The sequence below is a fragment of the Variovorax sp. KBW07 genome, assembly GCF_003852515.1.
GTDB lineage: Bacteria > Pseudomonadota > Gammaproteobacteria > Burkholderiales > Burkholderiaceae_C > Variovorax.
The window spans coordinates 1-12,062 of the sequence record NZ_QAJK01000186.1 but is presented as its reverse complement, the minus strand read 5'-3'; the positions used below and the strand labels follow the sequence as shown (position 1 = coordinate 12,062).

The following is a 12,062-nucleotide window of genomic DNA, read 5'->3' as shown; positions in this document are numbered from 1 at the left end:
ACCCAGGTCAGGACGGGTCACCCCCATGAAAAAAGCCCGTCGACGACGGGCTTTTCTACAAGCGGCGGGCCGAAGCCCGATGCTGTACTGCTTGCGTTACGCGGCTGCGAGCCAGTAACCCGCGTTGAAGGGGCTGCTCATGCGCAGTGCCAGAGGCGACACGTCGACCAGTTTGTCGGTCGGCATTTTTTCGCCGGCCGGCTCGGTGCTGGCGGCGGCCGTTGCGGCGGCGTTGGGGTTCACTTCGATGCCATCGAGGGTTTCAGCATTTGGCTGAGCCTCGTTCGCCCGTTCTGCTTGGCTGGTAGATGCAGAACGGGCTACAGAAAAGAATAGAAGCACCGGAACGGGACCTTGCGGTCGCCCCAGTAGTCGGAGGCGTCGCGGAAGATGTCGAGCAGTTGCTCGCGCGCTTCCTTGTCGAACTTGGCGTTGGCCGGGATCTGTTCGAGCACGATGACGAAACCGGGCTGCGGGCCCGATTTATGCAACGGATCGGTCATGCAGTCGTACAGCGCGTCGAAGTTCTTGCCGAAGTGCGCCGGGAAGGTGAACTGCTGGGCGATCAGGTCGAGCACGTCCTGCTTGGTCTGGGCGTTGCCCAGGTTGGCGTACAAGAAGTGCTGGCCGGCCGCGTTGGCAGCGTCCTGCAGGTCGTTCACGCGGAACGCGCGGATCGATTGCACGATGTTCGGGCGTACGGCACGAAGGGATAAGGTCATCTCCGCTGGTCTTTCCATAGTCATCATCATTTCTTCGGGGCGCTTCGGGGCGCCGCTCAGGTCGTTGTCATCGCTCATGGCGCAATCCGTCTGAAACTCGCATAGTGGTCTGCCGTGTACCAGCAGGCCTCGGGCGTCGTGCGTTGCTCTCCACCGCAGACGATTCGTTGTGCACCACGATTGCGCGAGCCGGGTGTTGTCACCGTGTACTCGCGGTAGTGGCCACGTCGTGCCGGTGGCAGGAGACGCTCGCGATTGCCAAATACCGTGCCGTCCTTGTCGTACCGGAAGGGGCCGCCGTTGAGGATGGCCTGATAGGTTCGCTGGCCCTGCACTGGCAAGTCGGTCAGTGCGATCGTTTCCTCGGCGGAGGTTTTTCCGGCGCCGAACCATCCGCGGGCCTCGGCCCCCGTCGTCAACGCCGCCAGCAAAAGGCCGGTGAGCGCAAACTTAGTGACAGAGGACGTGATCGAGGCGTAAGCCGCCATGGGGCACCACAAGAAAAGAGCGGGGATTCGAATTGGCGATCAACCTCGGGGTTAACCCGCAAATTCAAGCCCGCGAGTGTGCACCACGCTGGCGAAAATAGCAAGCGACTGCTCAAAGTTTGAGCAGTCGCGGGGCTATCGAGTGGCGTTTTAAGTTGGCGGCCACTCTCGCCGAATAGCCTATCTCTCGGCGTTTGCGTCGGCCACTGTCAAGGCTGTCATGTTCACGATGCGCCGAACAGTCGCGCTGGCCGTGAGAATGTGCACAGGTTTGGCCGCGCCGAGCAGAACCGGGCCAATCGCGATGTTGCCGCCAGCTGCCGTCTTGAGCAGGTTGTACGAAATATTGGCCGCGTCGATGTTCGGAAATACCAACAGATTGGCGTCGCCGGCCAGCGCGCTGTGTGGCATGACGACCGCGCGTTGCTTGCTGTCCAGCGCCACGTCGCCGTGCATTTCGCCGTCGACTTCGAGCCAGGGCGCCTGAACGCGCAGCAGGTCGAGCGTCTTGCGCATCTTGATGGCGCTGGGCTCGTTGCTGGTGCCGAAGTTGGAATGCGACAGCAGTGCCGCCTTCGGCTTCAGGCCGAAACGCATCATTTCCTCGGCCGCCATCGTCGTGATCTCGGCCAGTTCTTCCGGCGACGGGTCGTAGTTGACGTGCGTGTCGACCAGGAACACCTGGCGGTCGGGCAGCAGCAGGCCGTTCATGCAGGCGTACACCGGCACGTCCTGCGGCGTGCTTTCGCAGCCGCCGGGGCGCTTGCCGATCACCTGGTCGATGTAGTGCAGGTGGATCAGCGTGGTGCCCCAGGTGCCGCAGATCATGCCGTCGACCTCGTCCTTGTGCAGCAGCATCGCGCCGATCAGCGTGAGGCGGCGGCGCATCTCGATCTTGGCCGTTTGCACCGTCTGGCCCTTGCGCTCGGTCATGCGGTGGTAGGTCTGCCAGAAGTCGCGGTAGCGGTGGTCCTGCTCGACGTTGACGATGTCGTAGTCGAGCTCTTCCTTCAGGCGCAGGCCGAACTTCTCGATGCGCTGCGCAATGACGGCGGGGCGGCCGATCAGCGTCGGGCGGGCGATGCCTTCGTCGACCACGATCTGCGCGGCGCGCAGCACGCGTTCTTCCTCGCCCTCGCAGTACGCCACGCGCTTCTTCGTGGCGCGGCGGGCTGCTTCGAAGATCGGCTTCATCGTCGTGCCCGAGGCATAGACGAAGTTCTGCAGCTTGTCGCGGTAGGCGTCCATGTCCTTGATCGGACGCAGCGCCACGCCGCTTTCCTCGGCGGCCTTGGCCACCGCCGGCGCGATCTTCATCATCAGGCGCGGATCGAAGGGCTTCGGAATCAGGTATTCGGGGCCGAAGGACAGCTTTTCGCCGACATAGGCGGCAGCGACGCGCTCGCTTTGCTCGGCCTGTGCCAGGTCGGCAATGGCGTGCACCGCGGCAATTTCCATCTCGTCGGTGATCGTGGTCGCGCCGGAATCGAGCGCGCCACGGAAGATGTACGGGAAGCACAGGACGTTGTTGACCTGGTTCGGGTAATCGGTGCGGCCCGTGGCCATGATCACGTCGGGGCGCACCGCATGGGCGTCTTCGGGCGCGATCTCGGGGTTCGGGTTGGCCAGCGCGAAGATCACCGGCTTGGGTGCCATCTTCGCCACCATCTCGGGCTTCAGCACGCCGCCGGCCGACAGGCCGAGGAACACGTCGGCACCGGCGATCACTTCCGACAGCTTGCGCAGGTCGGTCTTCTGCATGTACTGGCGCTTGTCGTCGTCCATCAGCTCTTCGCGGCCTTCGTAGACCACGCCCGCCAGATCGGTGACGAACACGTTCTCGCGCTTCAGGCCCACCTTGAGCAGCAGGTTCAGGCAGGCCAGCGCCGCGGCGCCCGCGCCCGAGGTCACCAGCTTCACTTCGCCGATGTTCTTGCCGGCCACCTTCAGGCCGTTCAGCATGGCGGCCGCCACCGTGATGGCCGTGCCGTGCTGGTCGTCGTGGAACACCGGGATCTTCATGCGCTTGCGCAGTTCGCGCTCCACGTAGAAGCAGTCCGGGGCCTTGATGTCTTCCAGGTTGATGGCGCCGAAGGTGGGCTCCAGCGAGGCAATGATCTCGACCAGCTTGACCGGGTCCTTCTCGTCGATCTCGATGTCGAAGACGTCGACGCCGGCGAACTTCTTGAAGAGAACGCCCTTGCCTTCCATCACCGGCTTGGAAGCCAGCGGGCCGATGTCGCCCAGGCCCAGCACCGCGGTGCCGTTGCTGATCACGCCCACGAGGTTGCCGCGCGACGTGTACTTGAAGGCGTTGGCCGGGTCCTTGACGATTTCCTCGCAGGGCGCGGCCACGCCGGGCGAGTACGCCAGCGACAGGTCGCGCTGGTTGACCATCTGCTTGGTCGCCGCAATGGCGATCTTGCCGGGAACTGGAAACTCGTGGTACTCGAGGGCGGCACGGCGCAGCTCGGCGCGTTTGTCTTCGGGCGTGGGAGTCGATGAGGTCGAGGGGGTCGAATCTGACATGTGCCGTAGCTCCTGGTGGCGCTTCTTCTGGGGGCGCCGATTGTAGACCTCGCCCCACACCGCCATACGCCGCATGGCCGAGCGCGACATGACCAATTGCATGGGGGCGCTGTCAAGGCGATGTGGCAATATGCACAGTTCGGATAAAACCTGAAAAAACCTGAAGAGGAGCAACCATGGCCCTGATGGATTTCATCAAGAAACAGTTCATCGACATCATCCAGTGGACCGAGACCGGCGATGGCACGCTGGCCTGGCGCTTCCCGATGGCGGAGATGGAAATCCAGAACGGCGCCTCGCTCACCGTTCGCGAATCGCAGGTTGCCGTCTTCGTCAACGAAGGCAAGGTGGCCGACGTGTTCGGTCCCGGCATGTACAAGCTCACGACGCAGACGCTGCCCGTGCTCACGTACCTGAAGAACTGGGACAAGCTGTTCGAGTCCCCCTTCAAGAGCGACGTCTATTTCTTCAGCACGCGCCAGCAGGTCGACCAGAAATGGGGCACGCCCCAGCCGATCACCATCCGCGACAAGGACTTCGGTGCCGTGCGCCTGCGGGCCTTCGGCAACTACAGCTTCCGCATCGGCGATGCCAAGCTGTTCCACACCGAGATCTCCGGCACGCGCGACATCTACAGCGTGGCCGACCTCGACGGCCAGCTGCGTGGCCTGGTGCTGCAGAACATCAGCAATGCCATCGCCTCCAGCGGCGTGCCCTTCCTCGACCTTGCGGCCAACCAGATCCAGTTTGCGCAGGCATTGGCCGCGCAGCTCGTGCCCGAGTTCGAGAAGATCGGCATCAAGCTCGAGAACATCACGGTCCAGAACGTCTCGCTGCCCGAAGAGCTGCAGAAGATTCTCGACCAGAAGATCGGCATGGGCATGGTCGGCAACGACATGGGCAAGTTCATGCAGTACCAGACGGCGCAGGCCATTCCCAAGTTCGCCGAAGGCGCGGCCAGCGGTGGCGGCATTGCCGGCGACGCGATGGGCCTCGGTGCCGGCGTGGCGCTTGGCCAGGTGATGGCGCAGAACCTTGCACAGGGCCTGAACCCTAACAACAACAACGCCAACGCGGCGGCTGCTGCAACAGCTGCGGCTGGCGCGGCGCAACCCACCGTCGCCGTGGTGAGCCCCGCCGACGTGATGACCACGCTCGAAAAGCTCGGCGAGCTCAAGACCAAGGGCATCCTCACGCAGGAAGAGTTCGACGCCAAGAAGGCCGACCTTCTCAAGAAGCTCGTCTAACCCGGCGCTATGTTCCCGATAGCGCCTGACGCCCGTGCGACGGGCGTCAGAAGCCTCATTGGCTTGAAAAAACCGCCGCCCGAGCCCTGGCGTTTCCGCCATGGCTGAGGAAAACGGCAACCAACGCTACTACCGCGCGCCCTGCCCCGGCTGCGGCGCGCCGGTCGAATTCCGCTCGGCGCAATCGACGCACGCCGTCTGTCCCTACTGCCAGAGCACTGTCGTGCGCCAGGGCGACACGCTCGCGCGCACCGGCAAGATGGCCGAGCTGTTCGACGACTTCAGCCCGCTGCAGCTGTTCGCCGCCGGCCGCATCCAGGACAAGCCCTTCACGCTGATCGGCCGCCTGCAATACACCTACCCCGGCGGCCGCTGGACCGAGTGGATTGCCGCGCTCGACGGCGACCGCACCGGCGTCCTCAGCGAGGACAACGGCGCCTACGTCTTCGCCCTGCCCTTCGACCTGCAGCGCACCGCGCCTCCGCCGGTCGATCTGCGCGTGGGGGCCACCAGCGCCTTTGCCGGCCAGAGCTACACCGTCACCTCGAACGAGCAGGTGGCGCTGACCTCCGCGCAAGGCGAATTGCCGCACCTGCCCGAACTCGGCCGCACGTTCGCGATGGTCGAGCTGCGCAACGACAAGGGGCTGGTGCTCAGCATCGACTACGGCACGGCGACGCCCACCGCCTACCTCGGCCGCTCGGTGCAGCTGGACGACCTGCAGCTCACCGGCCTGCGCGACGAATCCGCCAAGGACGAAAAGGGCCGCAGCTTCAACTGCCCCAACTGCGGCTCGCCGGTCACCGTCAACCTGGCCGACAGCAAGAGCATCACCTGCGGCTCCTGCAACAGCATCATCGACCTGTCGCAGGGCATCGGCGGCGAGCTCAAGCATGCGGCGCAGGATGAGCCGGTGCGCCCGCTCATCGCGCTCGGCACCATGGGCCAGCTGCAGGGCGCCCAGTGGCAGGTGGTGGGCTTCCAGCACCGCATGGGCACCGAGCCCGGCGACGACGAGCAGTTCGGCTGGGACGAATACCTGCTTTACAACAAGAAGCGCGGCTTCAGCTTCCTGGTCGACGCCGAAGACGGCTGGAGCCTCGTCAAGCCCACCACCGGCGCGCCGGTGATGGCCGAGAACGGCAGCACCGCCACCTACCTCAACAAGCGCTACCAGCAGCAATACGCCTACAACGCCGAGACCAGCTACGTCGCGGGCGAGTTCTACTGGCAGGTCGAGCGCGGGCAGAAAACCTTCAACCGTGACTTTGCCAGCGGCCCCGCGCTGCTGTCGATGGAGCGCTCGGCCAACGAGCTCACGTGGTCGTCGGGCATCAAGCTCGACAGCGGCGTCGTCGCCACGGCCTTCAAGCTCGACGCCAAGAAGGACATGTTCAAGCGCGGCGATGCGTTGCCCGTGAGCGCGGCGTCGGGCCTGGGCTGCGGCACGATCATCATCATCATCGTCGTGATCATCATCGTGCTGATCATCCTGAGCACCTGCAGCGGCGGCAGCTCGGGCGGATCGCGCAGTTCGGGCGGCTCGTACGGCGGCTATTCGAGCGGCGGCGGGCACAAATGAAGCACATCATGTCGATGTCACCTGTTACTACTACGACTGGAGGTCCCCATGGGATTTGAATGGCTGAAACCGGGCGTGGTCCTCGGATCGCTCGTGTACGCGCTCATCGGCGTGGTGATTTTCTGGCTCTGCTTCCTGATCATCGACAAGATCACGCCCTACGACCTGTGGGGCGAGATCGTCGAGAAGCAGAACGTGGCGCTCGGGCTGGTGGTTGCCGCGATGAGCCTGGGCATCAGCATCATCGTCGCCGCAGCAATCCATTGAGCGAGGAGGCGGCCATGTCCGCGCGCCCTGCCGACGCGCGCGGCCCGCAGCCCGTCGAAATCGCGTTGCTCGCCAGCGTGTTCGTGGTCGCGGCCTGCGGGCTGGTCTACGAACTGAGCGCGGCCGCGCTGAGCTCCTACCTGCTCGGCGACTCGGTGCTGCAGTTCAGCACCATCATCGGCACCTACCTGTTCGCGATGGGCGTGGGCTCCTGGCTCTCGCGCTATTTCGACCGCCAGCTGCCGGCGCACTTCCTTCGCATCGAACTGATGGTCGCGCTGATCGGCGGTGCGTTGCCGGCGATCCTGTTCCTGGCCAATGCCTACGCGCCGGGAGCCTTCCGGCTGCTGCTCTACGGCCTCGTGATGGTCGTCGGCACGCTGGTCGGCCTGGAGATCCCGCTGGTGATGCGCATCCTGAAGCGCAACATCCTGCTCAAGAACCTGGTGTCGCAGGTGCTGACCTTCGACTACCTCGGCGCGCTCGCCGTGTCGGTGGCCTTCCCGCTGATCCTCGTGCCGCAGCTCGGCATGATCCGCACCGGCCTGCTGTTCGGCTTCATGAACGCCGCGGTCGCGGTGTGGGCGCTCTGGCTGTTCCGCCACGAGCTGCGCCGCGTCGGCGCGCATGCCGTGGCCTGCTTCCTGTCGCTGGCCGCGCTGCTCGGCGCCTTCATCTGGGCCGACCACATCACCACGCTGGCCGAAGACAAGTTCTACCAGGACCACATCGTGTTCAGCGCCACCTCGCCCTACCAGCGCATCGTGGTCACGCGCGGGCTGCTCGGCCACCGGCTGTTTCTTAACGGCAACCTGCAGTTTGCCGAGCGCGACGAGTACCGCTACCACGAGGCACTGGTCCATCCCGTGATGGCCGCGCAGGGCGCGCCGAAGAAAGTGGCGGTGCTCGGCGGCGGCGACGGCATGGCCGTGCGCGAGATTCTCAAGTACCCCTCGGTCGAGTCGGTCACGCTGGTCGAGCTCGATCCGAACATGACCCAGCTCTTCACCACGCACGAAACGCTGGCCAGGCTCAACGGCCATTCGCTGTCGTCGCCGAAGGTGAAGATCGTCAACACCGATGCCTTCCAGTGGCTGCAGCAGCCGGGCGACACGTACGACGTGATCGTGGTCGACTTTCCCGATCCGACCAACTTCGCCATCGGCAAGCTCTACACCAACAGCTTTTATTCGCTGCTCGAAAAGCGCCTGTCCGCCAGCGGCTACGCGGTGGTCCAGACCACCTCGCCGCTGGTCGCGCGCAAGAGCTACTGGACCGTGGCCACGACCATCGAATCGGTCGGGCTGCGCGCCACGCCTTACCACGCGCATGTGCCCAGCTTCGGCGAATGGGGCTACATCATCGCGAGCCGCCGGCCGTACCGCCTGCCCGATGCGCTGCCCTCGGGCCTGCGCTTCCTGTCGCCTTCCACGTTGCCGCTGATGTTCGACTTTCCGCTCGACATGGCGCGCGTGCCGACCGAAGTGAACCGACTGTCGAACCAGATCCTGGTCACCACTTACGAGCAGGAGTGGGGCAAGGTGATGGCGCACTAGCCGCGTCATGCAGCGTCGCGAATTCCTCGGCGTGGCGGCCGCAGCAGCAACGGGTGCGGCGGGTGCGCTGGCACTTGCCGGCTGCGAAGCGCCGCCGCCGCCCATCGAGGGCGGCTTCACCGGCATCGACGTCACGCGCGGCCACGCCATGCGCGATGGCACGCTCAAGAGCCAGGCGCCCGCGGTCGTCAAGCGCACGCGCGTGCTGATCGCCGGTGGCGGCGTCGCCGGTCTCGCGGCCGCGCGCGCATTGCGGCTCGCGGGCATCGAAGACTTCGCCTTGCTCGAACTCGAAGACTCCGCCGGCGGCAACGCGCGCGGCGGCATGGTCAACGGCATCGCCTGCCCGCTCGGCGCGCATTACCTGCCGGTGCCCGGCAACGACGCGCCCGAGGTACAAGACCTGCTCGAAGAACTCGGCCTGCGCCAGCGCGTGGCGGGCCGTTGGGAGTACGACGAACGCAACCTTTGCCACAGCCCGCAGGAGCGCCTGTTCTTTCGCGGCGAGTGGCAAGACGGCCTGTTGCCCGTGCACGGCGTGGGCGACGACACGCTCGCGCAGTACCGCAAGTTCTCGCAACGCATCGACGCGTTGCAGCATGCGGCGCACTTCGCCATTCCCACGCTCAAGTTCGCGGTCACGCCCGAGTTGCTGGCGCTCGACGCCATCTCCTTCGCCGGATGGCTCGACAGCGAAGGCTTCAGCGACGCGCAACTGCGCTGGTACCTCGACTACTGCTGCCGCGACGACTACGGCGCGGGCATCGAACACGTCTCGGCCTGGGCCGGCATTCACTACTTCGCGAGCCGGCACGGCTTTCATGCGCCCGGCGATCCGAGCGGCAGCGCCAACGACGTGAACCCCGAGCGCGACGGCGTGCTCACCTGGCCCGAAGGCAACGGCTGGCTCACGAAGCAGCTCGCTGCGCCACTCGGCGACCGGCTGCATACCGGCCAGGTCGTCGTGCGCATCGCCGAGCTGCGCGGCGGCGTCGAGGTCGATGCGTGGGACGCCGCCACCCGATCTCTCGTGCGCTGGCAGGCCGAGCGCTGCATCGTCGCGCTGCCGGTGTTCATTGCCGCGCGCGTGGTCGAGAATCCGCCCGAGGTGCTGGCGCACGCCGCCGCGCACGTGCGCTATGCGCCGTGGCTCGTCGCCAACGTGCACTTGCGTGGCCCGCTGGCCGACCGGCCCGGCGCCGCGCCGAGCTGGGACAACGTCATCTACGGCACGCACGGCCTGGGCTATGTCGATGCGCGCCACCAGACGCTCGACCCCACGCCGCGCGGCACCGTGCTGAGCTGGTATCGCCCGCTCGGCCCGAGCCGCTACGACGCCGCCGATGGCCGCCGCCTGCTGCTCGACCGCCCCTGGACCGGCTGGCGCGACGACCTGCTCGCCGAGCTGTCGGCGCCGCACCCCGACCTGCCCTCGCTCGCGACGCGCATCGAGATCACGCGCTACGGCCACGCCATGTCGATCCCCCGGCCGGGCCTGCTGGCGCAGATCGGCTCGCAACGCACCGCACCGGATGCGGCGCATCGCGGCAGCGTCGTCGCGGGCCGGCTGTCGTTCGCGCATGCCGACTGGTCGGGCTACTCGATCTTCGAGGAAGCGTTCACGCGCGGGCACGTCGCGGGGTCGCGAATCGCATGAAGACACTGGTGCTCGGCGGCTACGGCAACTTCGGCGCACGCATCTGCCGCGCGCTGGCGTCGAGCCCCGGCATCGAGCTGCTCGTCGGCGGCCGCGACCTCGAACGCGCGACCGCATTTGCGCAATCGCTCGGCGGCAACGCGCGCGGCATCCGCATCGACGTGCAGTCGCCCGACCTTGCGCAGGGCCTGGGCTACCTGGGTGTCGGCCTCGTCATCCACACAGCGGGCCCGTTCCAGAACCAGGACTACCGCGTGCCCCAGGCCGTGGCCGCGGCCAGCGCGCACTACATCGACCTGGCCGACGGTCGCCGTTTCGTCTGCGACTTTCCGTCGGCACTCGACGCCGCCTTTCGCGATGCAGGCCGCACCGCAGTGGCAGGTGCCAGCACCGTGCCCGCGCTGTCATCGGCGGTGGTCGACCACCTCACCGCCGGTTGGCAAGACATCCGCAGCATCGACATCTGCATCGCGCCAGCACAGGGCGCACCGCGCGGCGAAGCAACGCTGGCCGGCGTGCTCGCCTACTGCGGCGAACCCATCCGCGTCTGGCAGGATGGCCAATGGACCGAGCGGCTGGGTTGGGCCGACCCGGTGAAGGTGCAGTTCGCGCGCATGAAGCCGCGCCGCGGCGCCCTGTGCGACATCCCCGACCTGGAACTCTTCCCGGCCCGCTATGCCGGCGTGCAGTCGGTCATGTTCCGCGCCGCGCTCGAAGTCGGCCTCGCCCAGCAGGCCTTTGCCTTCATGGCCTGGCTGCACCGCGTCGGCCTGCTGCCCGCGCCGCAAAAACTGGCGCCGCTGCTGCACTCGGCCGGCCGCGTGTTCGATGCGCTCGGCACCGCGCTGGGCGGCATGGTGGTGCGCGTGACGGGCACCGATGCACAGGGCAAGGCGGCGCGGCGCGCGTGGCACATCGCGTCCGACGACAACCACGGCCCCGAAATCCCCTGCATGGCCGCCATCCTGCTGGCACGCCGCCTCGCGCGTGGCGAGGCCTTGCCCCTCGGCGCGCACGCCTGCGCCGGCCTGCTTGCCCTGTCGGAATTCGAGCCCGAGTTCGCGCGCTGGGGCATGGTGACCGATGTGGTCGACGAGACACCACCGCCAACCTCATGACCCGCACCGAGGACAACGACCGCCTGCTGCGCCTGAGCCTCGTCGCGGTGTGGCTGGTGACCGCCATCGTCAGCCTCGTGGAGCTCGATGGCCAGAGTCGGCAGGTGCTGGCGCAGGCCGGCATCACATCGCCGCCGTGGCTGGTGCAAGGCTTGATCGTCGGCGGCGCAGCGGCAGACCTTGCCATCGGCCTCGCCCTCTGGTGGCGCTCCGGCCGCGCGAGCTATGCGGCGGCCTTTGGCGTGATGCTCGCCATGACGTTGGTCGCGACGGCGTTGCAGCCCAGCCTGTGGCTGCACCCACTCGGCCCGTTGCTCAAGAACCTGCCCATCGCCGCCCTGCTGTGGCACCTGTACCGACGCGCGACGAAACCCTTATGAACACCTATCTCATCCTCAAGTGGCTGCACATCGTCTCCAGCGTGCTGATGGTCGGCACGGGGCTGGGCTCGGCCTTCTACATGTTCTTCACCAACCGCAGCGGCAGCGTGCCGGCGCAGGCGGTGGTGAGCCGGTTGGTGGTGCGCGCCGACTGGTGGTTCACGACGCCCACGGTCATCCTCCAGCCGGTGACGGGCTTCGCGTTGGCGCACATGGCGGGCTGGCCGTTGTCGACGCCGTGGCTGGCGTTGTCGCTCGGCCTGTTCGTGGTCGCGGGCCTTTGCTGGTTGCCGGTGGTGTGGCTGCAGATCCGCATGGCCGCCCTTGCCGCAGCGGCGCACCGTAACGCCACACCAATGCCACCGCTCTACACACGTTACCAACGCTATTGGGAACTGCTCGGCTACCCGGCCTTCGTGGCGATGGCCGTCGTGTTCTGGCTGATGGTGAACAAGCCTCAGCTTTCGTTTTGATGACTTGCGTTGGGGTTCGGCACGTTGTTCAGGGCGACGCTCA

General features: G+C 66.4%; 12 protein-coding genes. 8 read left to right on the top strand and 4 right to left on the bottom strand.

Annotated features, from left to right (window positions below; translation table 11 throughout):
* Positions 1-96: 96 nt before the first annotated feature.
* The 4 genes from DBV14_RS34075 to DBV14_RS30345 all read right to left on the bottom strand — a co-directional run bounded on the left by DBV14_RS34075 (position 97) and on the right by DBV14_RS30345 (position 3,739).
* Positions 97-243: a hypothetical protein gene (locus tag DBV14_RS34075; protein WP_155403714.1), complete on the bottom strand. Its 147-nt coding sequence runs from the start codon at positions 241-243 to the stop codon at positions 97-99.
* 77 nt (positions 244-320) lie between these two features.
* Complete coding sequence (locus tag DBV14_RS30355) at positions 321-746, bottom strand: barstar family protein (protein WP_086011111.1); 426 nt, start codon at positions 744-746, stop codon at positions 321-323.
* Positions 747-796: 50 nt separating this feature from the next.
* Positions 797-1,210, bottom strand: a complete 414-nt coding sequence (locus tag DBV14_RS30350; protein ID WP_124465182.1) for a ribonuclease domain-containing protein — start codon at positions 1,208-1,210, stop codon at positions 797-799.
* Positions 1,211-1,390: 180 nt separating this feature from the next.
* A complete protein-coding gene (locus tag DBV14_RS30345) occupies positions 1,391-3,739 on the bottom strand; it encodes an NADP-dependent malic enzyme (protein ID WP_124465180.1) in 2,349 nt (782 codons plus the stop codon).
* A gap of 176 nt (positions 3,740-3,915) precedes the next feature.
* On the opposite strand from DBV14_RS30345, the gene DBV14_RS30340 reads away from it, so the two are divergent.
* From DBV14_RS30340 to DBV14_RS30305, 8 genes are all read left to right on the top strand, one after another.
* Positions 3,916-4,986: an SPFH domain-containing protein gene (locus DBV14_RS30340; RefSeq protein WP_124465178.1), complete on the top strand. Its 1,071-nt coding sequence runs from the start codon at positions 3,916-3,918 to the stop codon at positions 4,984-4,986.
* A gap of 100 nt (positions 4,987-5,086) precedes the next feature.
* Positions 5,087-6,568 carry a DUF4178 domain-containing protein gene (locus DBV14_RS30335; RefSeq protein WP_124465176.1) on the top strand — a complete coding sequence of 494 codons (1,482 nt, stop codon included), beginning with the start codon at positions 5,087-5,089 and terminating at the stop codon, positions 6,566-6,568.
* Positions 6,569-6,616: 48 nt separating this feature from the next.
* Positions 6,617-6,835 (top strand): DUF350 domain-containing protein, encoded by a 219-nt coding sequence (locus DBV14_RS30330; protein ID WP_019653703.1) that lies wholly within the window; start codon positions 6,617-6,619, stop codon positions 6,833-6,835.
* 14 nt (positions 6,836-6,849) lie between these two features.
* Complete coding sequence (locus tag DBV14_RS30325) at positions 6,850-8,391, top strand: polyamine aminopropyltransferase (protein WP_124465174.1); 1,542 nt, start codon at positions 6,850-6,852, stop codon at positions 8,389-8,391.
* Positions 8,392-8,398: 7 nt separating this feature from the next.
* Entirely contained in the window at positions 8,399-10,048 is a 1,650-nt protein-coding gene (locus tag DBV14_RS30320; RefSeq protein WP_124465172.1) for an FAD-dependent oxidoreductase, read from the top strand.
* The gene (locus tag DBV14_RS30315; protein ID WP_124465170.1) at positions 10,045-11,166 is read left to right on the top strand and encodes a saccharopine dehydrogenase family protein; all 1,122 of its coding nucleotides are present in this window, start codon (positions 10,045-10,047) and stop codon (positions 11,164-11,166) included. The genes DBV14_RS30320 and DBV14_RS30315 overlap by 4 nt, the downstream gene beginning before the upstream one ends.
* A complete protein-coding gene (locus DBV14_RS30310; RefSeq protein WP_124465168.1) occupies positions 11,163-11,546 on the top strand; it encodes a DoxX-like family protein in 384 nt (127 codons plus the stop codon). Before DBV14_RS30315 ends, DBV14_RS30310 begins: the two co-directional genes overlap by 4 nt.
* Entirely contained in the window at positions 11,543-12,019 is a 477-nt protein-coding gene (locus tag DBV14_RS30305) for a DUF2269 domain-containing protein (protein ID WP_124465166.1), read from the top strand. Before DBV14_RS30310 ends, DBV14_RS30305 begins: the two co-directional genes overlap by 4 nt.
* Positions 12,020-12,062 lie beyond the last annotated feature (43 nt).

Excerpts from the sequence above, each read along its gene's own strand:
- DBV14_RS30355 (WP_086011111.1), bottom strand. The coding sequence starts at position 746 with ATGACTATGGAAAGACCAGCGGAGATGACCTTATCCCTTCGTGCCGTA.
- DBV14_RS30350 (WP_124465182.1), bottom strand. The coding sequence starts at position 1,210 with ATGGCGGCTTACGCCTCGATCACGTCCTCTGTCACTAAGTTTGCGCTC.
- DBV14_RS30345 (WP_124465180.1), bottom strand. The coding sequence starts at position 3,739 with ATGTCAGATTCGACCCCCTCGACCTCATCGACTCCCACGCCCGAAGAC.
- DBV14_RS30340 (WP_124465178.1), top strand. The coding sequence starts at position 3,916 with ATGGCCCTGATGGATTTCATCAAGAAACAGTTCATCGACATCATCCAG.
- DBV14_RS30335 (WP_124465176.1), top strand. The coding sequence starts at position 5,087 with ATGGCTGAGGAAAACGGCAACCAACGCTACTACCGCGCGCCCTGCCCC.
- DBV14_RS30330 (WP_019653703.1), top strand. The coding sequence starts at position 6,617 with ATGGGATTTGAATGGCTGAAACCGGGCGTGGTCCTCGGATCGCTCGTG.
- DBV14_RS30325 (WP_124465174.1), top strand. The coding sequence starts at position 6,850 with ATGTCCGCGCGCCCTGCCGACGCGCGCGGCCCGCAGCCCGTCGAAATC.
- DBV14_RS30320 (WP_124465172.1), top strand. The coding sequence starts at position 8,399 with ATGCAGCGTCGCGAATTCCTCGGCGTGGCGGCCGCAGCAGCAACGGGT.
- DBV14_RS30315 (WP_124465170.1), top strand. The coding sequence starts at position 10,045 with ATGAAGACACTGGTGCTCGGCGGCTACGGCAACTTCGGCGCACGCATC.
- DBV14_RS30310 (WP_124465168.1), top strand. The coding sequence starts at position 11,163 with ATGACCCGCACCGAGGACAACGACCGCCTGCTGCGCCTGAGCCTCGTC.
- DBV14_RS30305 (WP_124465166.1), top strand. The coding sequence starts at position 11,543 with ATGAACACCTATCTCATCCTCAAGTGGCTGCACATCGTCTCCAGCGTG.